This is a genomic window from Rhizobium rhododendri (assembly GCF_007000325.2).
GTDB classification, from domain to species: domain Bacteria; phylum Pseudomonadota; class Alphaproteobacteria; order Rhizobiales; family Rhizobiaceae; genus Rhizobium; species Rhizobium rhododendri.
In genome coordinates this window covers 3,431,698-3,456,462 of sequence record NZ_CP117267.1, presented here as the reverse complement: position 1 = coordinate 3,456,462, position 24,765 = coordinate 3,431,698, and the positions used below count along the sequence as shown (strand labels likewise).

Here is a 24,765-nt window from a genome sequence, read left to right as displayed (position 1 = left end):
GGATGACCATCAAGTTCAGGCAGGAAACATTCCGGGACGATTTCACCTTTCGCAACAGCCCGGAAAACATTCGCCGATTTCCATTTCCCTTCGACCGGGACGCCTACATGTACGCGGTCAACATGGAACCGCACGTGCGAGGGCCGGCCAATAGCGTCTTTGAAAACCTGATCGACGTCGACGAACATTACGTCGCCGAGATGCATGACCGGGCGCTGGTGCTGAAGGAGGATCCGCTGCGGTGCCAGGCACTGCCGCATATGATGACGGCCCAGTGGGATACGCTGGAACTGATCATGGAGCACCAGGCCTCCGATTATCCGGAGCATTTCTCCCTCACCAAAGACGGTGACAAGTGGCGCTGGATAAATCGGCCGCTCGGCATCGATGACAGCTTCACCTTCGGCGATGCCTCGACCCTCCCCTATCAGCCGATGGAATATATCACCCGCCAGGCGCAGGGCGATTTCTGCATTGTCGATCAGCGCGACGGCAATCTCTGGATGGATGCCGGCATGGTCACGACGCAGGCCGACTGGTCGCTCGATTTCGACATCGGCATGAACTTCATGGAATGGCATGGCCCGGTGCCGCTGGCCCACCAGATCGGCGTCTTCGAGCGGGCGCTGAAGTTCCTCCTGAACCTGCAGCAGGGCAAGCCGACGCGGCGGCTGAACTGGACGATGACGGTCAACCCTCGCCTCGACACCAGCCCGGAGAATTACCACAAATGGGGGCCTGACCGCCTGACGGTCACGCCGGAAAACGTCGGCCGGAAAATGCATCTTCGCGTCGAGCTGCAGAGCCTCTGGCGCCTGCCCCGCTCTAACGCCATCCTGTTCGTGATCCGCTGCTATCTCATCAGCCTCGATGAACTGGTCACCGTGCCTAAATGGGCACGCCGCCTGCCGCGTGTGCTGGCGAGCCTGCCGCCCGAGATCGTCGACTACAAGGGTCTGACGCGCAATCGCCCGATCATGATCGACTGGCTCAGCACCTACGATGACGGAGCGCCGACCAGCCCGGGCATTTTTCCGGACTGACCGACCGATCATACCAAGCAGATCAATAAAAATGAGGGAACTGACATGACGAGAGTTGCCGTGATCGGCGCCGGACCATCGGGACTGGCGCAACTGAGAGCGTTCCAATCGGCCGCAGCGAAAGGCGCAGAAATCCCCGAAGTCGTCTGCTTCGAGAAGCAGGCGGATTGGGGCGGCTTGTGGAACTACACCTGGCGCACCGGGCTCGACGAATATGGCGAACCGGTGCACGGCAGCATGTACCGCTATCTATGGTCGAACGGCCCGAAGGAATGCCTGGAGTTTGCCGATTATTCCTTCGAGGAACACTTCGGCAAGCCTATCGCCTCATACCCGCCGCGCGCCGTGCTCTGGGACTATATCAAGGGTCGCGTAGAGAAAGCCGGCGTCCGCGACTGGGTGCGTTTCAGCACGCCCGTGCGGATGGTGACCTTCGACGAGATGAGTAAAAAATTCACGGTGACAGCCCATGACCGCGTCAACGACCGGATGTATGACGAGGTCTTCGACTATGTCGTGGTGGCATCAGGCCATTTCTCGACGCCTAATGTTCCCTATTTCGAGGGGGTCGCCAGCTTCGGCGGTCGTGTCATGCATGCCCATGACTTTCGCGATGCGCTGGAGTTCAAGGACAAGGATATCCTCATCGTCGGTCGCAGCTATTCGGCCGAGGACATCGGCTCGCAGTGCTGGAAATATGGCGCCAAATCGGTCACCGTCAGCTATCGCAGCAAGCCCATCGGCTTTGCGTGGCCGCAGCGTTTCGAAGAGAGGCCGCTGCTACAGAGGCTGGACGGCAAGACAGCACATTTCAAGGACGGCACCACGAAGGAAGTCGACGCGCTGATCCTATGCACCGGCTACCTACACCATTTTCCGTTCCTGCCCGACAGCCTGCGCCTGAAGACTGCAAACCGCCTGTGGGCCGACGATCTCTACAACGGCATCGTCTATGAAAAAAACCCGCAGCTCTTCTACATCGGCATGCAGGACCAGTTCTACACGTTCAACATGTTCGACGCGCAGGCCTGGTACGCTCGCGACATTATCCTCGGCCGCATCGCATTGCCGGACGCAGACGGGATGAAAGCACATTTCGACACATGGCGTGCCCGCGAGGAAGGGCTCGAGGACGCCGAGCAGATGATCTGGTTCCAGGGCGACTACGTCAAGGAGCTGCTTGCCGCCACAGATTACCCCGATTTCGATATCGAGGGCGTCAACCGGACTTTCATGGAATGGGAGCATCACAAGGCAGAAAGCATCATGAGCTTCCGTGACAACGGCTATCGCTCGCTGATGACCGGAAATATGGCCCCGAAGCACCACACGCCCTGGATCGAGGCCATGGACGACAGCCTCGAAGCGTATCTGCGGAACTAGGTTGCCCCACGAAATCTGCTGATTTCAGGAAGGGCCAGTATCCAAAATTGGCCCTTCTCTGGTGGCAACTTGACAACCAAAGACGCAGCTTTGGACGCTCGCCTGTTTACTCTTTACTTACCAAGAAAGCAGACCACATCGAACTACCTCAGGATGCAAGCGTTTCCTTACTACAGTCTTGAGGAGTTCTCATTATGACTTTGTCAAACATCCCGTTCATTGGTATCGGTTTCCTCGCCTGCGGATTCGTCGGCTTCGCGGGCATTGCAATCGCCCTGAACGAGCATTTCGATCTGTTTGCCATTATCCTTTGCTGGTACATCGTCATGATATCCTTCGCCGCATTCGCGCTTCGAAGAGGTGCCCGCCGCCGGTCGATTTTCCGCTTTCTAACCTTGGCGTCTGCCAAGGCGTGGCGTCATCGCCAGGTTGGCAAAGGCGGCCAGAACTTCAAACATGTTTCAACTTAACTTGCTCTTCCAGCCCTGTGACGTCGCGTGTTAGAACGTTCCAGCAAGCGATTTGCACGGGGAGATTTCGCGGAGTGGATGGTCCTGAGCGACGGATAGCTCGGTTGACGTCAAAGTCGGCCGTAGTGCTCGTCAGCCTGTTTCTTGTTGCCGTCCTGAGCCTCTCCGGCCTCATGATCTGGCAAAACTACAAGGCCACGATAGCGGCCGGCGAAGCTCGGGCGCAATCCTCTGCCCACGTGGTTGCCGCTCATCTGCAATGGATGATTGAAGCCAGCGACCAGGCGCTGAGGCGCATCGATGCAAAGCTCGACGAACAGCCGATCGAGTCCAACGCCAATACGATTTCCGACATCTCGCAGGCGGTTGGTGATCTGCCCTCCGGGTTTCAATATTCCGTCTACGATCAAAACGGCGCGCTGCGTCTTTCGAGCGTACGGCAGGCAACGGGCATCACGGTGGCCGATCGCGAGTATTTCCAGCAGTTGAAGGCCGGTCGGGAAGTGGTCATTTCCGAGCAGTTGCAGGAGCGGCTGAGTGGGAAGCAGGTTTTCATCATTGCAAGACGCATCGAGCGCGACGGGCAGTTCCACGGCGTGGCGAGCATTGCCATTCCGACCGAGAAGCTCGACGAGTTCTGGAACTCCATGGAACTCGGACCGAAATCGAGCGTCGGCGTGATCCGCTCCGACGGATGGCTGGTGGCGCGCCACCCGACCTTCGACAAGCCGATGGATTTCAGCCAGACTCCGCTTTTCACGGTCCACCTCCCGAAAAGTCCGCAAGGCTATTATCGCAGCGGCGCCTCGCCGGTGGATGGCGTGGCGCGGATCGTCGGTTACTGGCATGTGGATGGATGGCCGCTGATCGCCACTGCGGGTATAGATACCGCGCAGACGTTGCAGATGTTCTGGTCAGGCCTCGACACGCAACTCATCTTCGGGCTGCCGATCATCCTGATGATCATCGCAAGCGCCATCTGGATTGTCGCCTTGTTGAATGCCTTTGCCGAACGCAACGCCGTTCTCGAGCGGCTGCTGGAGCGCAACCAGTTTCTGTTCCGGGAAATTCATCATCGCGTGAAGAACAACCTGCAGGCCGTATCGGCGCTGATCCGCCTTCAGCCTATCTCCAAGGAGGCGCGCGGCGATATGGAACGGCGGATCGCAGCCATGATTGCGGTTCACGAACAGATCTACCAGACGGACCAGTTCGACCGTGTCGATGTCGCCCCCTATACGGAGCGACTGGTCGGGGAGATCGCCGCCTCCTACGACGCGGCGGTCACGATCGAAACACGGCTTACCTCAATTTCCGTGGACCGTGACCAGGCTCTCCCTATCGGCATGATCATCAACGAGGTGGTCTCAAACGCCTTCAAATACGCCTTTATCGGCCGCTCCGACGGGCATCTCGTTGTGGAACTGGAAAGCGAAAGCGACGGTATGGCAGTTCTGACAGTGCGTGACGATGGGCCCGGCATCGATCCGGAACTGACGCACAAGGGCATGGGCAGCCGGCTGATCACTGGTTTCGTTGCCCAGATCAATGGTACTTTTTCCTATGAGAATGCGAACGGAACCGCATTCACCATGCGCTTTCCGGCAAATCCACTCTCGTGAACCTGAGCGTGCCTCCAGCCACAGGCGTCAGTTAAAGACGGCGCGGTATCCCTGGCTCGAGACGCAGGACATATATTTCATGCGTGCCGCAGCCTCTGCCTGGCTTTCCTGGGCCGGCACCTCGCTTGGCAACACTCCTGGGCCATTCATGCGGGCGCGGTAGGCAAATTCTTCCTTCTGCCGGTCGTAGGCAGCGTCGGCATCGCCAACGCACATGACATGCACCACCCCGGGAAACTGCGCCGGGGTACCGACCGGCAGCAGGAGGGGTTTGCCGATATGATCTACGCAGGCGGACAAGGAGATGGCAACGCTCAAGATGGCGAGCAGACGGTGGTGGCTTTTCATCATGCGTCCAGAGATTTCGGCGTGAACTGATCGGTGGCGGACCCTATCGCCCGCAAGCTTGCCGCAGGCTTGTTCCGAGCGACGGCGCAGCAATTATCATCCGATTATCTTCGGTGCCGGCAACGACAGGGCACATAGCGATCGTCACTTGCCCTGCGCCGGTTTCCTGGAAACATTTGCCCCGGCATCGGGAGCGAGACGCCAGCAGTCGACGGTGGCCAACAGCGCCACGAGACCAAGCAGGACGAAGGCAAGGCGGAACTCGATGGCCGGCAGGGCCAGACCCAGCGGGGGTGCCAAGACCTGACCGATGCGAATACCGATGGCACCGAGTGCAATGCCCATGCCCATCGTCAGCTGGAAGGCGGTGCTGAACAGCGTGTTGGCGCCAGTCATCTGCGGCTTGGGAATATCTGCGAAGGCGATGGTATTGAGAGCCGAGAAATGCATCGAGCGGCACATCCCGCCGATAAACAGCACGGGGATGATAAACGCCAACGACGATGTCGGCGAGAACAGCGCGCAGGCGGCGATGAAGAGCGCATTGAGGATGCCGTTGACCAGCAGCACACGGCGGAAGCCGTATCGTCGCAAGATCGGCGTCGTTGCGGGCTTTATCAGGAGATTGCCGGCAAAGACCGCAAGCGTCATCATCCCCGCCTCGAAGGCACCAAGCCCGAACCCGACCTGGAACATCAGCGGCAGCAAAAACGGCACCGCGCCGATCGCCATGCGAAACAGCGAGCCCCCCCACAAGGCGACGGCAAATGTCGGCTTGCTCAGGCCTGAAAAATCGATCAGCGGGTGGGCGCTACGACGGAAGTGGAGAATTGCCACGGTCAGCAGAACAAGTCCTACCGCCAGATAGGTGCCTGCTGACAGCCATTCCGGCTTTGCTCGACCAATCAGTTCCAGACCATACATCACAGACGCCAGGCCAAAACCGCTGGCGACGAAGCCGGTCCAGTCGAAGGGCCGCTTCTCCTGATGCTGCCCCTTGGGAATCAGAATCAGGGCAAAGACGAAGGCAAGGATGCCGAGCGGCAGATTGAGGAAGAAGATCCAGCGCCAGCTGGCATGATCGGTGAGGAACCCGCCAAGCGGCGGGCCGAGCACGGGGGCCACCAGCGCAGGCCAGGTAATCGTCGCGATGGCCGAAATCAGCTTTTCTTTCGGCGTGTTGTTGAGCACAAGCAACCGGCCCACCGGCACCATCATCGCACCGCCGATACCTTGCAGGATCCGCATGGCAACGAACGTCCCGATGCCCTCCGCAAATCCGCAGAGTACGGATGCCAGCGTGAAGACGACCACGGCAGACGAGAACACCAGCCGTGCGCCAAACCGGTCGCTGATCCAGCCGCTGATGGGAATGAAGATGCCGAGCGTCAACAGGTAGGCGCTCATGCCGATATTGAGATCGACGGGCCGTACGCCAAAGGACGTGGCCATCTGCGGCAGGGCAGTGGCGATCACCGTGCCATCGAGGTTTTCCATGAAGAACGCGCCGGCGACCAGCAGTGCAAGCAGCAGCGACCGTGCTTTCGGTGCTTCTGCGAGATCGGTCTTTTGCCGCGTCGATACGTCTGCCATTCAACAACTCCGGGCCGGCTTTGCCGATCAGTGTGACATCGCTTCCTTCGCATCGACCTTCGCCGCTGCGCCACCGGCGCGATGGCTGACCGGAATGAGCCAGGTGGTGAGAAATGTCAAAGCAGCGACCACGAAGACCCCCCAGAAACTCCAGTGCAGCGCAGAATTGAAAACGGCCCTGATGGCAGGATTGGAAGAAAGATCTGAGAGGCCGGTCGGCTGGTTCAAGACGTCATGAAGCTTCTCGGCTAGCGCTCCGCTGCCGAAGTGGGCAATGCCGAGATTGAGGATCGAACCTAGCGCCGTGGCGCCAAGCGTATTGCCGAGGCTGCGTGAAAACAGGATCGAGGCCGTTGCACTGCCGCGCTCCGACCAGTCGACGCTGTCCTGCACCAGAACGATGCTGGTGAGGCTGATCAATCCCATTCCGAAGCCCATCAAAAAAGCGCCGACACCGGCGGGTATGGGGGTGCTTTCGGGGGTCAGGAACAGCAGGAATATCGCCCCGAACGGAAACAGCAGGCTGCCGACTCTCAAGGTGCGGCGGATACCGAAAGCGCGAAACAGTTTTGGCGACATCACCACCGCCAGGGGCCAGCCGACGATCAGCATCGTCAGCGTGAAACCTGCCTCGAGTGAAGAGCGGCCGAGCACACCCTGGACGTATATCGGCAGCACCGTCGTGAGCCCGATCAACGCCATGCCGGCCAGCAGCGTCGCGGCATTGCTGGTGGCGATCAGTCGCCGGCTCCAAAGGGCGATCGAAATCAACGGCTCCGGCGCCCGTCCTTCCTGAAGCAGGAACAGCACGCCAGAGACAAGGAACAGCAGGCCAAAGCCGCCGAGGACGGCGGCGCTGGCATCGGTTTCTGTCAGGATAAACAGCAACGAAACGATGGAAACAGAAAACAGCAACGTGCCGAGATAATCGATGTGGACCACGCGAGGCTCGATCTTCTCCTTCAGGAAAAGCACGAACCCGGCAATAGTCAGCACGCCGAGCGGCAGGTTGATCCAGAAGATCCAGGCCCAGGAGAGATGATCGACGATAAGCCCGCCGGCAAGAGGTCCGACCACAGCCGAGATAGCCCAGACGCTGGCAAGCACGCCCTGGACCTTGGCACGCTCCTCGAGCTTGTAGAGATCGCCGACAACTGTCGTGGTCACGGGCTGGATGGCGCCGGCACCGACACCCTGGACAAGTCGGAAGACGATCAGCGAAGTCATCGACCAGGCGAAACCGGCAAGTGCGGAGCCAAGGAGGAAGATCAGGATGCCAACGATCAGGATCGGCTTGCGGCCAAAAATATCCGACAGCTTGCCATAGATCATTGTTGTCGTAGACTGGGCGAGCAGGAAGGCCGAAAATACCCAGCTGTAGTAGGTGAAGCCGCCCAACTCACCGACGATGCGCGGCATCGCGGTAGCGACGATGGTCGCCTCGATCGCCACCATAAAAGTCGCAAGCACGATGGCGCCGACAACCAGCGGCCGCTTCGATGGATCGACGAAGTCGGTCATCGACATTCCTTTCTCACGCATACGTCCGGATGAACACGGCGGGTGACCTGTCTACGGCATCGCGTTCACAATGGATTTTTAGGTAGTTTAATAGGAGGAAAGGCAGGCGAATCTCCTCGTCAATAGGCCTGCCAGAGCGTGTAGGGCATTGAATATTTCCTGGTCTCGAAGTCAAGATCGCAAGCCGGACAAAAGCAAGGGAGACTTCATATTTTCAGCTTCCGACGACCGGTCGCGGGACCTCTTGGCCATCGATGCCCGCGATTGACAGCGCCCCGTCGCCGCCCTCATATCGCGGGCAAGACGGAACGAAGCCTGTTATGGAGAGACCAGTGCCCGAAACCCTGTTCGATATCCCGCTCAAGCGAGCAGACGGCCGTGCTGCAACACTGAACGACTACCGCGGACAGGTCTTGCTGGTCGTCAACGTCGCTTCGAAATGTGGCTTGACCGTCCAATACGAAGCGCTGGAAAAACTCTATGAGGCGAAGCGCGACCGTGGATTTACCATTGCGGCCTTTCCTGCCAATGATTTCAAGGAGCAGGAGCCGGGTTCGGACGCCGAGATCATGACCTTTTGCCAATCGACCTACGACGTGCAATTTCCGGTTTTCTCCAAGATCTCAGTCAAGGGCGCGGCCAAGCACCCGCTCTACAAAATGCTGACAGCCTCCCCCGTACCGACCACCGGCGATGGCCCGATGCGCGAAAGGCTGAAGGGCTACGGCGTCGATACGGGCGCCGCCAGCGACGTCCTCTGGAATTTCGAGAAATTCCTGATCGGCCGTCATGGTAGCGTCGTTGCGCGCTTTGCGCCGGATGTCACGCCGGACGATCCGCGCCTGCTCTCCATGCTCGACGAAGAACTGGCAAAAAGCGCCTGATGCGTGGCGCCCCTCTGGATGATCAGGCCGTGAGGTCGGCGACCTTGGCGGTCAGGTCTGCAATATAGGCATCTGCCGACAGGTCCGAGCCGGTGGCCGCCACCAGGATATCGCCCGGGCTTTTCGAGCGCCCGTGTTGATGGACATTGTGCTGGAGCCACGATTTCAGCGGCATGTAGTCACCGCTCTCCAGGCCTTTTTCGACGGCAGCCTCCTTCCGCGCCGTGGAAAACAGCTGCGAAGACATGATGTTGCCAACTGTGTAGGTCGGGAAGGAGCCGACCATGCCCGATGACCAATGCACGTCCTGCAGCACGCCTAGCGTATCCGTGGGGACATCGAGACCGAGATAGGACTTTACCTTGTCGCGCCAGATTTCCGGCAGGTCGGCAACCCGGGTGTCGCCGGCAATCAGGCCGGCCTCAATTTCCGAGCGCAGCATGATGTGGAAATCATAGGTCAGTTCGTCGGCCTCGACGCGGATGAGGCTCGGGCGGGCGGCATTGATCACACGCCAGAAATCATCGACCGAGACATCCGACAGCTGCTCAGGGAAAACGGCCTTGAGTTCATGGAAGTGCAGGTCCCAGAACCGGCGCGAGCGGCCGACGCGGTTTTCCAGCAGCCGCGACTGGGATTCGTGCATGCCGAAGCTGGCGCCGCCGACGGCGTAGAGATTGACGAAATCCGTGGTGAAGGTCGAGCGCGAAAACTGCTCCGAGATGCCCTGCTCGTAGAGACCGTGGCCGGCCTCGTGCCAGACCGCAAACAGGCCGCCCGGCAGCCAAGTTTCACGGAAACGGCCGGTGATGCGGACATCGGAGCGGGTGAAGGATATTTCGAACGGATGCACGGCGTCATCAAGCCGGCCGCGACCGAAATCGTAGCCGAGCCGCGTAGCCATCAAGCTGGAAAACTCACGCTGTTTCTCGACAGGATAAGCGCGATCGAGGATTTCACTGCGCACCCGCGCCTCTTTCGCCTGCGCCAGCAGCGGGATCAGCGATTTCTGCAGCTGCCCGTAAAGCGTCTGCAGCTTCGACCAGCGCATGCCGGGCTCGTAGGTATCGACGAGAGCGTCATACGGGTGCTCCTCGTAGCCAAGCGCGCCGGCGATCTCTCGTTGCATTTCCATGGTGCGCTCGAGGACGGGCGCGAAGCCTGCAAAATCGTTGGCGGCACGGGCCTTGACCCAGGCCGCCTGGGCCAGCGTCTTCAGGGTGGTCGAGGCAGCAACGAGCTTTGCCGGAATGCGCGACAGCTTGGCGATAGACGCTGCCGCCTGCTCGACAGCGACGAGGCGCAGATCATCCGATGGTGCCCCCGCTAGCTCCGAGCGCGCCGTCTCGATGGCACGTTGCAATTCGTCGCCTGTCGCCATATCGCGGGCGATGCCAACCAGCGTGGCGATCTGCTGGCCGCGCGCTTCGACACCACCAGCCGGCATCATCGTGCGGGAATCCCACGTAAGCAGGTTCACCGCACAGAGGATGTCGTTGATCCGGGCAATTTCGGTTTCGAACACAGCAAAACTCATGGGAAAATGCCTCTAGGCGTTGGATAGCGTTTGGGGTGCACCGAACTCGGTCAGGTGGCAGGCGGCGGACTGGCCGTTGCCACGCGGCGTCAGCACGGGTCGCTCGACGAGGCAGCGCTCGAAGACATGGGGACAGCGGCCGGCAAAGGGGCAGCCGACAGGCAGGTTCATCGGGCTCGGCAGTTCGCCACGGGTGGCAGCCGTACGCGTACGGCGGGTCGGGTCTAGCTCGGGCGCCGCATCCAGCAAGGCCTTGGAATAGGGGTGGCGAGGCGAGGTGAACAGCGCCTCAGACGGGCTCACCTCCATGACCTGACCGAGGTACATGACGGCGACGCGATGCGAGATGTGACGCACAAGCCTCAGGTCGTGGGCCACGAAAACCACGGTGAGCTGCAGCTGTTCCTGCAGTTGCAGCAAGAGGTTGACCACCTGCGCCTGGACGGAGACGTCGAGAGCCGAGACTAGCTCGTCGGCGACGATGACCTCGGGCTCGACCGCGAGCGCGCGGGCAATGCCGATGCGCTGGCGTTGTCCGCCGGAGAATTCGTGCGGATAACGGCCGGCGGCGTCCTGCGGCAGACGCACAAGTTCGAGCAATTCGGCAATACGGCCCGGTATGTCAGCCTTCGGCCGCATGTTGTGAACCCCGAGCGCCTCGCCGATGATCTGGGCAACGGTCATGCGCGGGTTGAGGGAGCTGTAGGGATCTTGAAAGATCATCTGGACGCGCCGGTTGAAGCCACGCCGTTCCGACGGTTTCAGGTCAGCAATATCCTTGCCCTCGAAGCGGATAGCACCACCGTCCGGATCGAGCAGGCGAACCATGCAGCGCGCCAGCGTAGACTTTCCGCAGCCGGATTCGCCGACGATACCCAGTGTCTCGCCGCTGTTGACCTCGAGGTTGACGTCGCTGAGCGCATGAACCGCAAGCGCCGGCTTGCCCGCCAGCCGGCGCGCGAGCGAATGGGGGCCTGCAAAGCGCTTGGTGACGCCATCGATGGATATGATCGGCCTTACCGTGTTCATAGGATAGCCTCCGAGGCCGCGACCCGGTCATGGTGGAAGCAGGCGGCCATTCTGCCCGGCGCGACCGGTGCCAAAGGCGGCCGCTCGCGTCGACATTGTTCCGTGGCGAAGCTGCAGCGCGGATGAAAGGCACAGCCGTCGGGCAGGTCCGTGAGGCTCGGCGGCGTACCATCGATGGAAGACAGCATGGTGCGCACCGCACGGCCGCGTGGCACGGAGCCGAGAAGGCCGCGGGTATAGGGATGGCGCGGCTGGGCAAACACATCGAGGACGGTGCCGGTTTCGACGATCCGTCCGGCATACATGACAGCCATCCGGTCACAAGTGGCTGCCACGACGCCGAGATCGTGAGTGACCAGCACGACGCTCATGGCGAGTCGGTCGCGGAGGTCGAGAAGCAGTTTCAGGATCTGGTCTTGGATCGTCACATCGAGCGCCGTCGTTGGCTCATCGGCAAGCAGCAACTTCGGCGAACAGGCGAGCGCGATGGCAATCATCGCCCGCTGGCGCATGCCGCCGGAAAACTGGTGGGGATATTCGTTCAGCCGCCGTTCGGCGTCTGGGATGCCGACGATGGTCATCAACTCCAGCGCCCGGGCACGACGCGCGCGGCGGTCGAGGCCGGTATGAGCGCTCAGGTTCTCCTCGATCTGCAGGCCGACCGGCAGCACCGGATTGAGCGCGGTCATTGGCTCCTGGAAAATCATGGCAATTTCGCTGCCGCGAACCCGTCGCAGATCTTCGTCGGACATAGCCATCAGGTCGCGACCGCCCCATTCGACGCGTCCCGTCACCTTGCCCGGCTCACGGATCAGCCGCATGACGGAGCGGAGCGTCACGCTCTTTCCTGAGCCGGATTCGCCGACCAGACCGACGACCTCGCCGGGAGCGACATCGAAATCGACATCGGCTGCCGCGATTGCCGTGCCACGCGCGGTGTCGAATGTGGTGGTCAGTCCACGGACGACCAGGCCGCTGTTGTCGCTTGCCGGCATCATCGGCGTATCCTCAAAAGTTCGGCGACGCCATCGCCTGCGAGGCTGAACCCCAGTCCGGTCAGGACGATGGAGACACCGGGGAAAACGGAGATCCACCAAGCCGTCGTCATGTAGTTCTTGCCATCGGCGATCTGCACGCCCCATTCGGAGGCCGGCGGCTGCGCACCGAGGCCGAGATATCCGAGGCTGGAGCCGAGCAGGATGGCGAGCGCCATGTCGGTCATCCAGTAGACGATGGCCGGCGTGATGGCGTTCGGCAGCAGGTGGCGGAAGACGATGCGCGTCGGCGTGTAGCCCATGACCCGGCCGGCATCGGCGTAATCCAGCCGCTTCTGAACCTTGACCTCGGCAGCGACGATGCGGGCATAGAACACCCAGCCAACGACGCCGATCGCCACATACATGTTGCCGAGCCCCGGCCCCAGGACAGAAACCACGGCAATGACCAGAACCAGAAACGGAAATGTCAGGACGGCATCGACGATGCGTCCGAAGATGATCTCGGTTATCCCGCCGGCATAGCCTACGAAGGCGCCGACGAGGGTCCCGAAGATGAAGGGGCCGGTGGTGGCAAAGACGGCGATCTGCATGTCGATCGTATAGGCATGGATCACCCGCGACAGCACATCGCGGCCGAAACTGTCGGTGCCAAACGGATGAGCCCAGGTTGGACCTTTCAGCAGCGCGTTATAATCGAAGGCGATGGGATCGTAGGGCGCGAACCACGACGGGAAAAAGGCGAGCAGCAGGCTGGCCAGCAGGATGAGGCCGCCGAAGACCAGCGTCTTCGGCCATGTCCGGGGCTTCAATCGCCACTTCGCGCGCGGGGCATCGGTGACGGCACTCATCGGGCCACCCTCGGATCGAGCCAGGCCTGGACGATATCGGTCACCAGGAAGGTCAGCGACACCAGCACGGCGAGCGCGATGGCGAGGCCCTGCAACACGGGATAATCGCGGCCGTAGATACTGTCGATCATCAAGCGACCCGCACCGGGAACCGCAAACACCGTCTCGGTAATGACCCCGCCGCCAAGCAGCGAGCCGATTTGCAGGCCGAACAGGGTGATTGTCGAGATAAGCGCGTTACGTAGCACGTGACGGATGAGAATGACGCGGGATTTCAGACCCTTTGAGCGAGCAAAATCGACATACTCGGCATTGATGACGCCGATGATGGCGGTGCGCAGGTTGCGCATCAGCACGGCGGCAAAGCTCAGGGCCAGAGTCAGAGCGGGCAAGAACAGGTGGTAGAGCTTGCTGCCGAACGTATCGCCATAGCCGCCGACCGGAAACCATTTGAGGTTTGCGGCAAACAGCGTCAGCAGCAGGATGCCGATATAGAACACCGGCATGGAAAGCCCGACCTGGAAGGTGCCGCGGATGACGGTATCGGCGGTCTTCTCGCGGCGAAGGGCGGCGACGAAGGCGAGCGGCACGGCAAGCAGCAGCGCAATCACCGCAGCCATGCCGATCAACATCAGAGTGACGGGCATTCGCTGCGCGATCAGATCGACGACCGGTGTCTTCAGCGTGATCGAATCGCCGAGGTCACCGGTGGCTATACGACGGACAAAGTAGAAAAACTGCACGATCACGGGTTTGTCGAGGCCGAGGCTGGCATTGATGCGCAGGACATCGGCATCCCGGGCGCGGTCTCCGAGCATGGCGCTGGCTGGGTCGCCGGGCAGAAGCCGGATCAACACGAAAGTCACGATCAGAATGAACACGATGGTCGGGATCATCTGCAGAATGCGACGGACTATATAACTGAACAATGGCAAAGAGCCGCCCTCGTATTCCAGGTGACATCAGGGATGTCGCAGACTGCCGGGGCAGCCTGCGACAATCGCAATCTCACTTATCGAGCCAGGTCTTGGTGAAGATGTTGTTGCCGAGCGGGATCTGCAGGAAGCCATGCACCTTCTTGCTGAGCGCCACCGGATAAGGCGTCTCATAGAGCGGCACGATCGGACCTTCCGCGTTGTAGATCGCCTGGATGCGGGCATAGTCGGCCGCACGCTTGGTCACGTCGATTTCCTTCTGGGAAGCCTCGAACAGCTTGTCGGCCTCTTCGCTCTTCCAGCCGGTGTGCAGCGCACCGATATTCGGAGAGTAGACGAAGTAGGACGTGATCTCGTTCGGATCGGCGATATCGTCGGTCCAGGCAGATTCACGCATCGCGAACGTGCCGGCCCGGTACTGCGCCGTCCGGCTGGCATTGTCGACCTGCTGCAGCTCGAGCTTGATGCCGATCTGCGCCCACATCTGCTGCAGGGCCGTGGCGATGCCGATTTCATCCTGGTTGCCGGCCAGAACCAGCAGGCTCGTCGAGAAGCCGCTTTCGAAGCCGGCTTCCTTCATCAGGCTCTTGGCCTTGTCGATGTCGTAGGGGAACAGCGGCTTGTCGCCGGTGTGCAGCGGCGTCGCTGATGACATATAGGAGGTCATCGGCTTGCCGACGCCGTGGGTAACGATCTGGATGATCGCTTCCTTGTTGGCGGCATAGTTCATTGCCTCGCGCACCTTGGCGTTCGACAACGGGTTGTCTTTACCATTCAACTGCGGCCGCGTGTTCAGCGTGATGTACTGGACGCGGGTCGAAGGGTAGAGTTCCATGTTCAGGTTGCCGGCGGACTTCAGCTCGTCGACGCGCGAATAGGGAATGAACTCGGCGCCATCGAGCTCGCCGGAGTTGAGCTTGAGGATGCGGGTCGCATCGTCCGGGATGACTTCGAAGTTGATGCCGTCGAGATAAGGCAGCGGCTTACCGTCTTCGCCCATGCCCCAGTAATAAGGGTTTCGCACCAGCTTCATGGTCGAGCCGCGATCCCAGGACTTCAGCATGAACGGGCCGGAACCGATCGGATGCTCGGCAAAGGCCTTGGCCTTTTCTGCCTCTGTCGTGCCGGCAGCGGCTTCGAATGCCTTTTGCGGCATGATGCCTGTGTTGAAGACGGTCAGCGCCGTCAGGATCGCCGGATCGGTGTTCTTCAGCTTGATGACAACTGTCTTGTCGCCCTCCGTCGTCACGTCGCCGATGGAGCCGACGATGAAGGTCCACTCGCCATTGTCAGGCTTGGCGGCGCGCTTCAGCGACCAGGCCACGTCCTGGGGGGTGATCGGCGTGCCATCGGAAAACTTGATCCCGTCGCGCAGCGTCAGTGTGACGCTGAGGCCGTCATCGGCAAGCTTCCAGGCGGACGCAAGACCGGCCTGAACGCCCTTGCCGTCGTCGGTCGGCAACAGCAGCGTGTCGTAGAGATTGGACAGGACCCAGATATCGACATTGGCGTCGTTGAGCACGGGTTCCAGGAAAAGGCTGTCGGCGTAGCGGCCGTAATTCAGGGTGCCGCCGCGCTCGACGGCATGGGCCGACAAGCTGGTGCCCAGAAGAAGTCCGGCGACGAGGGCCGCCTTGGCGATCGTTTTCATTGAATTCCCCTTGCTCTGATAAACGCATGAAGTGTTCTTATAGGGTATAACGATTTCATGCGTTTTCTGCGGAGTCAATCGCTTTCTTATAGGGTTCAACTATTGCAAAGGAGCCGGTTGACACAGCAATTTCGCCGGAGCAGGATAATCGTCATAGTTCACTATAACAGCCAGATTGTGCCTTGACATGGAGTTCTTTATTGATCGCGAGTTGCCCGTCCCGCTGAGGACGCAACTCCACGGCCTCATCGAATATGGCATTGCCTGTGGCGAGCTGACGCCCGGAGAGACCTTGCCGTCCGTGCGCGAGCTTGCAGAGAAAATCGGCGTTGCGCCGATGACGGTGAGCCAGGTGTACGCCGACCTGAAGGTCGCCGGTCTGATCGACGCGCGACCGGGCTCGGGCACCTTTGTCACTGAAAGCCGCCAGTCGCGTCTTGCTGGGCGCAACGACACAGCCAACCTGCATCGCCAGATCGAACAGTTGATCGACGAAAGCCACTCGCTGGGCATCAGGGCGACGGAACTCGTGTCGATGATCAGTTCGCGCATCTTCTACCGAGACAGTATCGGCCCTCGGATGCGCATCGTCATGGTCGGGCTTTTTCCGGAGGCGACGGCGAGCTATGCACGTTTCATCGCAGCGCGGCTGGGCCGCGGCGTGACTGTCGAGCCGCTCACCATTTCTGCCATCGAGCGGGAGACGGGTGCCAAGGCACGCGCCAATTCTGCCGATCTTGCCATCACCTTTGCCAACCGACATCGGGAAGTCGCAGGCCTGCTGCCGAACACCAAGGTGGTTTCGATCAGCTTTACGCCGTCAGAGGAGACGCGCCTCTCCCTCGCCGCGCTGGATTCGCTGGCATCGGTTGCCGTGGTCTCCCGTTTTCCCGATTTCCTGCCGATCATGAAGAGCGGCGTGCAGCGCTTTGCGCCCCATGTCGGAGAGATCGCTGCGGCGACACTGGAAACGACGGGGCTAGATGAGCTCCTTTGCCGCTCCAGCGTCGTGATCTATGCCTCTGGTGCCGAGGGTGCCGTCGGCCGCGCGCCGGCCGGCATACAGGCAATCGAATACCGCCATGCACCCGATACCGCTGATATCGAGCGGGTCATCGTGCCCATCATCCGTGCCGCAGGCGTCGCGCAGCCGCCCACAGAAGTGCCGCCAGCCCCCGTCATCGTACCGGCGCCGATCGTTCAGAGCTAAAGAGGAATAACCATGAAGATCTCCGACACCAACTGGCAGCAGATCGAGGCCTACCTGAAGACCGACGACCGGGCGATCCTGCCGCTTGGCAGCACCGAGCAGCATGCTCATCTGTCGCTGTCGGTCGACTCGATCCTGGCCGAGAAAATTGCCCTCGATGCCGCCGAGCCGCTGGGTCTTCCGGTGTTTCCGGTGCTTGCCTACGGCATCACGCCCTATTTCCTCGCCTATCCCGGCACCATCAGCCTGCGCCAGGAGACCTATATCCGCATCGTCCGCGATATCCTCGATGGACTGCGCTTGCAGGGTTTTCGGCGCATCCTCATCGTCAACGGCCATGGCGGCAACCAGCCGGCAGGCAGCCTGGCGGTCGAATGGATGGCCGACAATCCCGACACATCGGTCAAGTTCCACAACTGGTGGAACGCACCCAAGACCTTTGCCAAGGTGCAGGAGATCGACACCGTCGCCTCGCATGCGTCGTGGATGGAGAATTTTCCCTGGACGCGCCTGCCGGGCGTCGTCCAATCGACCCAACAGAAGCCGATGGTCGATCTCGCCCACATGCGAGCGATGAACCCCGCAGGTGTCAAAGCCCTGCTCGGCGACGGCAACTTCGGCGGCTACTACGAGCGGCCGGATGAGGAAATGCAGGCGATCTGGGATGTGGCGGTGACGGAAACACGTGAGCTTCTCGAAGGAGGCTGGGCATGAGCACGCCTATTGTCATCTGGGGTGCCGGCGCCATCGGGGGAACCTTGGGCGCCGCTTTCATCCGCGCCGGCCATGAGGTCATTTTCGTCGACAATGCCGCAGACCATGTGTCCGCCATAAACGACAGGGGCTTGACGATCGAAGGGCCGATTTTTGAGGATACCGTCAAGGCAAAGGCCTACCTCCCGGAGCAACTGGAGGGCGTCTACGAGCGCATCTATCTTTGCGTCAAGGCCCACCACACCGAGGCGGCGAGCCATGCGCTTGTGGATCATCTCGCCTCCGACGGTTACGTCGTTTCGGCACAGAACGGCCTCAACGAACAGGTCATCGCGCCGGTCGTCGGCATCCAGCGGGTGATCGGCTGCTTCGTCAATTTCGGTGCCGATTATCTGTCGCCGGGCGTGGTGCACTACAGCGGGCGCGGCGCGGTCGTGGTCGGGGAACTCGATGGCAAGACGACAGAGCGAATCGAAACAATCCACCGTCTGCTGCACGAATTCGATTCCAAGGCTATCCTTACCGACAATATCTGGGGCTTCCTGTGGGGCAAGCTGGTCTACGGCGCGCTGCTGTTCGGCACGGCGCTGACTGACGACAGCATCGCCGATGTGCTGGCCAATACGCGCTACCGGCCGGTGCTGACCAAGCTGGCGCTGGAAGTCGGCCGCGTCGCTAGCGCCAACAACATCAAGCCAGAGGCTTTCAACGGCTTCGATCCCGCCGCCTTCTCACCGACGGCAACCGCTGCCGACACCGAGCGGTCGTTCGACGAGATGGTGGCGCATAACCGCACCTCGCTGAAGTCCCATTCCGGCATCTGGCGGGACCTGGCGGTGCGCAAGCGCAAGACCGAGGTGGACGCACAGGTCCAGCCGGTGGTCGATGTCGGTCGCTCGCTCGGCGTCCCGACCCCGATCGCCACGCGGCTGGTGGAAATGATCCACGAGATCGAGGATGGCAAGCGTCCTCTTTCGCTGAGGAATCTCGACGAACTGGAGAGCGTGGCGTGAATATCGACTTTGCCGGAAAGACCGTTGTCGTCACGGGTGCCGCCCATGGCTTTGGCCGAGCGATCGCGTTGGCCTTCGCCAGCCGGGGAGCCATCGTCCACGCATGCGATGTCAACGAAGCCGGGCTTGCGGACACGGCTGCGCTCAGCGACGCCGTCAGGACCCACCGGCTCGATGTCGGCGATCGCAGTGCTTGCCAGCGGCTGATCGCCGCTATCGAAACAGACGGTGCGACGGTGGATATCCTCGTCAACAACGCCGGCGGCGTGCGTGGCCAGACTGGACGGCCGATCGAGGAGATTTCCGAACAGGACTGGCAGTCGATCTTCGACGTCAACCTCTCCGGCGCCTTCTTCATGGCACAGGCCGTGGCGCCCGGCATGAAGAGGCAGAACTACGGCCGGATCGTCAACATCTCCAGTGGTGCCGGCCTCGGCATATCGCTGACCGGCATACAGGCCTATGCTAGCGCCAAGGCCGGCCAGATCGGCCTGACGCGACAGCTTGCCCACGAGCTCGGAGCGTGGGGTATCACCGTCAACAATGTGGCGCCCGGCTTCGTGCGTTCCAATCCGACGACGGAACGACAATGGGATGCGATGGGCGACGAGGGACAAGCCAAGCTCCTCCAGAACATCGCCCTCAAACGGCTCGGCGTGCCGGATGACATCGCAGCGATGGTCATGTTTTTCGCTTCGGATTTTGCCAACTGGATTAGCGGACAGGTCATCAGTGTGGATGGTGGCAAATGAGCGAGATGGAGAGCTACCTCGACGCGCATTTTGCCGAGGCGCTGGAAGACCTCAAGGCCTTCTGCCGTATCGCGAGCGTCAGCACCGATCCGGCCTATGCCGACGGTATCTCCGAGGCGGCCCGGTTCGTTGCGGGACGCATGACGCAGGCCGGCTTTGCTGCCGTCGAACTGCTTGAAACCGGCGGCCATCCGGCAGTCTACGGAGAACTGATCAGCGATCCCTCGCTCCCGACATTCCTGATCTATGGCCATTACGACGTGCAGCCGCCGGATCCGCTGGAAAAGTGGCAGACACCGCCCTTCGAGCCGACCGAACGAGACGGTCGGCTGTATGCGCGGGGTGTCTCCGACGACAAAGGGCCTCTGCTGATCCCGATCCTTGTCGCGGAAGCCTTCATGAAGACGGCGGGGCGCCTGCCGGTCAATCTCAAGGTGCTGATCGAGGGCGAGGAGGAGTCCGGCAGTCCGAATTTCGAAGCCACGCTCCAGACTTACCGCGAGAGGCTAGACTGCGACCTGGTCATTTCGGCCGATGGTGCGATGTGGCGGCCCGACCGGCCGTCGATGACCGTTGCCAGCCGGGGTCTGGTGGCTATGGATATCTCCGTCACCGGCGCTTCGAAGGACCTGCATTCCGGCCGGCACGGAGGCAGCGCCCCCAATCCTATCCGGGCGTTGGCCGTTCTGCTCGCCTCCCTGCACAGAGATGATGGGCGAGTGGCCGTCGACGGCTTTCTCGACGGTACGGCGCCGCCGGATCCGACGATCATCGCCGCCATCGAAGCGGCAGATTTCGACGCCGGCGAATACTATCGCGACATCGGGGTTCAGGGACAGGCGCCGATCGCAGAGGGCCGGGATCTGCTGATCCGCCAATGGCTGGAGCCGACGCTGGAGTTCAACGGAATTTCGGGAGGCTACCAGGGCCAGGGCACGAAAACCGTCATTCCCTCCTCCGCCACTGCCAAGATCACCTGCCGGCTGATTGCTGGGCAGAAACCGGATCACATTCTCTCGGTCGTCACCCAACATCTGCAGGCGAGACTCCCGCCGGGTTTCACCCTCGACATTCACCGGCACGGGCCCGGGAGCGAAGCATTTTTCGTCAATCCCGAATTGCCCGCACTGGCGGTGGCCGAGGGCGTGCTCGAGGAACTGTTGGGACAGAAGCCCCTGCGCGTTGCGATGGGCGCCACGATCCCGATTGGCGCGTCGTTCCGCAAGCATCTGGACCGAGAGGCGATCTTCTTCTCGTTCTCGACATCGGACGAGGATTATCATGCGCCGAACGAGTTCTTCCGGCTTGCCAATTTCCGCATCGGGCTGACCGCCTGGGCAATGCTGCTGACACGGCTGGGAATCGGCGGGGCTTGATCGCGCCGCCCTTGTCGCGCATCAATAGCCGATGATTTTCAGCAAACTGCCGTAAAGCATAAGGAAAACAGCATGCAATCCCGTGATTTCTTCAAGCCAGGCCGTTCGGTGGCAATTTCGGACCGGGGCATGGCGGCGACATCGCACCCGCAGGCAAGCCTTGCTGCCGTCGATATCCTGCGTGCCGGGGGCAGTGCCGTCGATGCCGCCGTGGCCGCTGTCGCACTGCAATCGGTCATCGATCCGCTGATGACGGGCATCGGTGGCGATTGCTTTGCGCTGTACTGCCCTGCGGGTGGAACACCTGTCGCCCTCAATGGATCCGGCCGTTCGCCACAGAAGGCAAACCTTGGCCATCTGCTTGAAAAGGGCCTGACAAGCATCCCCGATGACAGCCCGCATGCAGTGACAATTCCGGGGGCAGTCGATGCCTGGTGTCAGTTGATCGAGCGGTATGGTGCCTTCGGGTTGGATCGTGTGCTGGCACCGGCCATCGCGGCAGCAGAAGGCGGCTACGTCATCACCCCCCGGGTCGAACTGGACTGGACGCGCTATGCAGGCCGCGTTGCCAAATTTCCAGATTCAGCCGCTTATTTCCTGCGCAATGGCCGGGCGCCGCGAACCGGTGAGCGCATGGCCAATCCAGCGCTCGGCGCAACCCTTCGGGCGATCGCCAAGAGCGGTCGAGACGGATTTTACCGGGATGCCGTGGCGGAGGAGATCGCCACGCTGCTGCAATCGCTCGGCGGATTACATGAAGAAAGCGATTTTGCAAATTACAAGGCATTTGAGACCAAGCCGATTTCGGGCCAGTACCGTGGGCTCGATCTGCTGGAATGCCCGCCTAATGGCCAGGGATTGGCAGCACTGTTGATTACCCGCATCCTCGACGGCTTCGACCTGCGCGATCCTAAGCTGACGGAGGCCGACCGTATCCACCTGCTCGCTGAAGCGACCAAGGCAGGCTATGCTCGTCGCGATCAACTGATCAGCGACCCCGACCACCTGACATTCGATATCGACGAACTGCTGTCGGATCGTTCTGTAGATGCGATGCGCCGCGAGATCAGTCTCGATCGTGCGTCTGCCGCCTCCACGTGGGAAGGGCCGACCCACAAGGATACCGTCTACGTTTCGGTGGTAGACCGCGATGGCAATGCAGTTTCGCTGATCAACTCCGTCTTCTTCCCCTTCGGCAGCGGCATCTACGCCCCGCGCAGCGGCGTATTGCTGCAAAATCGCGGTGCCGGTTTCGTGCTGACGGAAGGCCACTCGAATGCCATCGGCCCAAACAAATTACCTTTCCATACCATTATCCCGGGCATGCTGATGGAAAGCGGACGGCCGCGCATGAGTTTCGGCGTGATGGGCGGCCAGTATCAGGCCTGCGGGCACGCGCATCTGCTGAGCCAGATTCTTGACCGAGATCTCGATCCGCAGCAGGCCAGCGACCAGCCGCGCAGCTTTTACTTCGGTGGCACCCTGTCGCTAGAGCCGACCATTTCGCCGGAGGTCAAGGCCGATCTCGATCGACGAGGGCACCTCACGGAGTGGGCCGACGAGCCGATCGGCGGCGCGCAAGCAATCCTCATCGACTATGAGCGCGGCATATTGCTCGGTGGTTCCGACCATCGCAAGGACGGCATCGCGCTCGGCTGCTGATCTGGCGCTAGAGTGTATAACTCACAAAAAAAGCCCCGCGTTTAGCGGGGCTCCGATTGTGAAGCTGTGAAGGATCAGGCCTGCTGGCCGCCTTCTTCTTCCTCGAATGTCACAGCGACATCGGCGTTTGCCGACAGGCGAACGCGTTCGCCTTCGACTTCGGCAACGAGGCTCAGGTCGATGAAGTGGTGATGGCCTTTGTGCGAACCTTCGCCGCTGTCCTTCTTGGTCAGCTTGATGCGGCTGCCGACGACATGGTCGACGGTGCCGACGTGGACGCCATCGGCGCCAATAACTTCTGCGTGTTCTTTTATTGTTGAAGCATTTATCATAACGTTCTCCTTGTAATAGAATTAAAACGCATCGATAGGCTTTTGGATGCGAGACGATAAAAATAAACTGAGAATCTCGAAGCTCTTTGTTCAGTCGGAGCTCAGGGGACCAACGAGACGATAGGCAAACGCATCCGGTTGCGGCGCACCGGCACTTTATTACTTAGGCAAAATTCATGACGTTTAAAGCCAAAGACCTTAGCGCTAACCAGCATTTTCTGACCGCAATCCTTCGCTGTGCCGACGAGCTTATTGCAATCTATCGTGAAAATCCACGCATTGCTTCTATTTTCGCTGCGCAGCAACGCTGGCTTCTTGCCCATGCGGGTTTCGCGCTTCATTACGGATACCCTGACGAGCCAGGATCGGGCCTCTATGCGGCGCGTTATGTCGATCTCGTGCTGAAGCACCAGATCTCCAGCCGCAACACCGCCGTCGCCTTTCTCCAGGAGATGCTGGCCTACCGGTTTCTGGCCGCTGTTCCAGACCGCGCAGACCGGCGGACACGACTGCTGGAGCCAACACCAACCGCTGTCGACTATCTCGGCCGATGGCTGCAGACGCACCTCTTCATCCTCGATAGTCTCGACGGTGGCTCGCGGATCGAACAGATGTTGGCCAATCCGGACGCAATTGCGGTCATGCAGCCGATGATTGCCAGGCAAATCATCAACAGCGATGCGGTCCGCAATCCCGGACCGAGTTTCGCGCTCTTCAACTGGGTCAACTCCGGTGGCGTGGTGATGGATTACCTGATCTCCCGTATACAGACGATGGAGGGAGATACGGACAAGATCCTGATCGGCCCCATTTCCATGCGCGATATCCACCAGCAGTTCATGATTTCAAATGCGCACCTCAAACGCCTTCTGAAACAGGCCGCCGGCATGGGAAGTGTCGGCTGGGCCGGCGCGCCCGGCAAGAGCAGCTTCTGGCTGTCTCGCAGTTTCGTGGCAGAATACTGGAATTATCAGGCCGAAAAATTTGCTGTGATAGACGCCGCCGCACAGGCGGCGCTGGAAGACCGGCAAGCGCCATCGCGCGTCATCAGGTCCTAGATTTTGACAGGCTCGAAAACATACGGCAGCGCCGACGATGCCGGAAGGCGCGAACTTCTTCCCACCGGCACCCTCAGGGCCGGCGTTGTAGCAGCACCTGCGCCATCGGCACTGTTCGTGACACTCGACGAGGCTAGCGGAATATATAAGGGTGTTACGGTGGATCTCGTTACCGAACTCGCCCGGCAGCTGGGCAGCCCGCTGGCGATCACCGGATTTGCAAACTCCGGTGACTGTACGCAAGCCCTCGAAGACGGCAGGATCGACGTGAGCTTCATGCCGGTGGATGCAGAGCGAAGCACGCGCGTGGCTTTCGGGCCGGCCTATTACATCCTGGAAAGCACCTATCTCGTCAGCCACGCCTCAGGCATCGTCGATTTGACCGGCGTCGATGACGACCGAGTGCGGGTCGTCGGCATTGCCAATACCACGACTATTCGCAGTGCGGCGCGCACCCTTTGTCATACGGCGCCCGTTGCCGTTTCGACGATTGCGGAGGCCGTCGAACGCCTACGATCGGGAAATGCCGATGCTTTGGCGTTGTCGCGGGATGCCTTCCAGACGCTTCTGCCGCTGCTCCCCGGCGCGCGCGTTCTCGATGGCGGCTTCCAGGCAACGGGCATCGCCATTGCTGTCGGCCGCGAGAAACCCATGGCTCTCTCGATTGTCAGCGAGTTCATGGAGAAAGCCAAGCGATCGGGACTGGTCCGCCGCGCACTCGATTCAGCCGGGTTTGCCAATGAGCCGGTCGCACCGGCGGTTGTCACGCCTTAAACTGCTGCGAGC

The 24,765-nt window shown here is 60.8% G+C and carries 23 protein-coding genes; 13 read left to right on the top strand and 10 right to left on the bottom strand.

Annotation, left to right across the window (positions count from 1 at the left end; genetic code table 11):
• Window positions 1-2: 2 nt before the first annotated feature.
• The 4 genes from PR018_RS16690 to PR018_RS16675 all read left to right on the top strand — a co-directional run bounded on the left by PR018_RS16690 (window position 3) and on the right by PR018_RS16675 (window position 4,518).
• Window positions 3-1,043, top strand: a complete 1,041-nt coding sequence (locus PR018_RS16690; protein ID WP_142830159.1) for a heme-dependent oxidative N-demethylase family protein — start codon at window positions 3-5, stop codon at window positions 1,041-1,043.
• Between the two features lie 45 nt (window positions 1,044-1,088).
• Window positions 1,089-2,426, top strand: a complete 1,338-nt coding sequence (locus PR018_RS16685; RefSeq protein WP_142830157.1) for an NAD(P)-binding domain-containing protein — start codon at window positions 1,089-1,091, stop codon at window positions 2,424-2,426.
• Between the two features lie 194 nt (window positions 2,427-2,620).
• Complete coding sequence (locus tag PR018_RS16680) at window positions 2,621-2,896, top strand: hypothetical protein (RefSeq protein ID WP_142830155.1); 276 nt, start codon at window positions 2,621-2,623, stop codon at window positions 2,894-2,896.
• Window positions 2,897-3,000: 104 nt separating this feature from the next.
• Window positions 3,001-4,518 (top strand): sensor histidine kinase, encoded by a 1,518-nt coding sequence (locus PR018_RS16675; RefSeq protein WP_142830153.1) that lies wholly within the window; start codon window positions 3,001-3,003, stop codon window positions 4,516-4,518.
• 27 nt (window positions 4,519-4,545) lie between these two features.
• Here the strand turns inward: PR018_RS16675 and PR018_RS16670 are convergent, their stop codons facing one another.
• The 3 genes from PR018_RS16670 to PR018_RS16660 all read right to left on the bottom strand — a co-directional run bounded on the left by PR018_RS16670 (window position 4,546) and on the right by PR018_RS16660 (window position 7,980).
• Complete coding sequence (locus PR018_RS16670; protein ID WP_142830151.1) at window positions 4,546-4,866, bottom strand: hypothetical protein; 321 nt, start codon at window positions 4,864-4,866, stop codon at window positions 4,546-4,548.
• A 144-nt stretch (window positions 4,867-5,010) separates the two neighbouring features.
• Window positions 5,011-6,459: an MFS transporter gene (locus tag PR018_RS16665; protein WP_142830149.1), complete on the bottom strand. Its 1,449-nt coding sequence runs from the start codon at window positions 6,457-6,459 to the stop codon at window positions 5,011-5,013.
• Window positions 6,460-6,486: 27 nt separating this feature from the next.
• Entirely contained in the window at window positions 6,487-7,980 is a 1,494-nt protein-coding gene (locus PR018_RS16660; protein WP_142830147.1) for an MDR family MFS transporter, read from the bottom strand.
• A gap of 332 nt (window positions 7,981-8,312) precedes the next feature.
• On the opposite strand from PR018_RS16660, the gene PR018_RS16655 reads away from it, so the two are divergent.
• A complete protein-coding gene (locus tag PR018_RS16655; protein ID WP_142830145.1) occupies window positions 8,313-8,864 on the top strand; it encodes a glutathione peroxidase in 552 nt (183 codons plus the stop codon).
• Between the two features lie 22 nt (window positions 8,865-8,886).
• On the opposite strand, the gene PR018_RS16650 is transcribed toward PR018_RS16655, so the two are convergent.
• The 6 genes from PR018_RS16650 to PR018_RS16625 form a co-directional block, all read right to left on the bottom strand.
• Window positions 8,887-10,401, bottom strand: a complete 1,515-nt coding sequence (locus tag PR018_RS16650; protein WP_142830143.1) for a carboxypeptidase M32 — start codon at window positions 10,399-10,401, stop codon at window positions 8,887-8,889.
• 12 nt (window positions 10,402-10,413) lie between these two features.
• Window positions 10,414-11,430, bottom strand: a complete 1,017-nt coding sequence (locus tag PR018_RS16645; protein ID WP_142830141.1) for an ABC transporter ATP-binding protein — start codon at window positions 11,428-11,430, stop codon at window positions 10,414-10,416.
• On the bottom strand, window positions 11,427-12,425 hold the full coding sequence (locus PR018_RS16640; RefSeq protein WP_142830258.1) for an ABC transporter ATP-binding protein: 999 nt from the start codon (window positions 12,423-12,425) through the stop codon (window positions 11,427-11,429). Before PR018_RS16640 ends, PR018_RS16645 begins: the two co-directional genes overlap by 4 nt.
• Window positions 12,425-13,276, bottom strand: a complete 852-nt coding sequence (locus tag PR018_RS16635) for an ABC transporter permease (protein ID WP_142830139.1) — start codon at window positions 13,274-13,276, stop codon at window positions 12,425-12,427. Before PR018_RS16635 ends, PR018_RS16640 begins: the two co-directional genes overlap by 1 nt.
• Window positions 13,273-14,205, bottom strand: a complete 933-nt coding sequence (locus PR018_RS16630; RefSeq protein WP_244615369.1) for an ABC transporter permease — start codon at window positions 14,203-14,205, stop codon at window positions 13,273-13,275. Before PR018_RS16630 ends, PR018_RS16635 begins: the two co-directional genes overlap by 4 nt.
• 79 nt (window positions 14,206-14,284) lie before the next feature.
• Window positions 14,285-15,862 carry an ABC transporter substrate-binding protein gene (locus PR018_RS16625; RefSeq protein WP_142830135.1) on the bottom strand — a complete coding sequence of 526 codons (1,578 nt, stop codon included), beginning with the start codon at window positions 15,860-15,862 and terminating at the stop codon, window positions 14,285-14,287.
• Between the two features lie 187 nt (window positions 15,863-16,049).
• Between PR018_RS16625 and PR018_RS16620 the strand changes: the two genes are divergently transcribed.
• From PR018_RS16620 to ggt, 6 genes are all read left to right on the top strand, one after another.
• On the top strand, window positions 16,050-17,072 hold the full coding sequence (locus tag PR018_RS16620) for a GntR family transcriptional regulator (protein WP_142830133.1): 1,023 nt from the start codon (window positions 16,050-16,052) through the stop codon (window positions 17,070-17,072).
• A gap of 12 nt (window positions 17,073-17,084) precedes the next feature.
• Window positions 17,085-17,786, top strand: a complete 702-nt coding sequence (locus PR018_RS16615; protein ID WP_142830131.1) for a creatininase family protein — start codon at window positions 17,085-17,087, stop codon at window positions 17,784-17,786.
• On the top strand, window positions 17,783-18,799 hold the full coding sequence (locus PR018_RS16610; protein WP_142830130.1) for a ketopantoate reductase family protein: 1,017 nt from the start codon (window positions 17,783-17,785) through the stop codon (window positions 18,797-18,799). The genes PR018_RS16615 and PR018_RS16610 overlap by 4 nt, the downstream gene beginning before the upstream one ends.
• Window positions 18,796-19,551 (top strand): SDR family NAD(P)-dependent oxidoreductase, encoded by a 756-nt coding sequence (locus tag PR018_RS16605; protein ID WP_142830128.1) that lies wholly within the window; start codon window positions 18,796-18,798, stop codon window positions 19,549-19,551. Before PR018_RS16610 ends, PR018_RS16605 begins: the two co-directional genes overlap by 4 nt.
• Complete coding sequence (locus tag PR018_RS16600) at window positions 19,548-20,927, top strand: dipeptidase (protein ID WP_142830126.1); 1,380 nt, start codon at window positions 19,548-19,550, stop codon at window positions 20,925-20,927. Before PR018_RS16605 ends, PR018_RS16600 begins: the two co-directional genes overlap by 4 nt.
• 72 nt (window positions 20,928-20,999) lie before the next feature.
• Window positions 21,000-22,589, top strand: coding sequence for a gamma-glutamyltransferase (ggt, locus tag PR018_RS16595; RefSeq protein WP_142830124.1), 1,590 nt, complete (start codon window positions 21,000-21,002; stop codon window positions 22,587-22,589).
• 74 nt (window positions 22,590-22,663) lie between these two features.
• Here ggt and PR018_RS16590 read toward each other — a convergent pair whose 3' ends face one another.
• A complete protein-coding gene (locus tag PR018_RS16590) occupies window positions 22,664-22,921 on the bottom strand; it encodes a DUF2171 domain-containing protein (protein WP_202617168.1) in 258 nt (85 codons plus the stop codon).
• Window positions 22,922-23,097: 176 nt separating this feature from the next.
• Between PR018_RS16590 and PR018_RS16585 the strand changes: the two genes are divergently transcribed.
• On the top strand, window positions 23,098-23,979 hold the full coding sequence (locus PR018_RS16585; protein ID WP_142830122.1) for a hypothetical protein: 882 nt from the start codon (window positions 23,098-23,100) through the stop codon (window positions 23,977-23,979).
• 3 nt (window positions 23,980-23,982) lie between these two features.
• Window positions 23,983-24,753, top strand: coding sequence for a transporter substrate-binding domain-containing protein (locus tag PR018_RS16580; RefSeq protein WP_142830120.1), 771 nt, complete (start codon window positions 23,983-23,985; stop codon window positions 24,751-24,753).
• The last annotated feature ends 12 nt before the right edge of the window (window positions 24,754-24,765 follow it).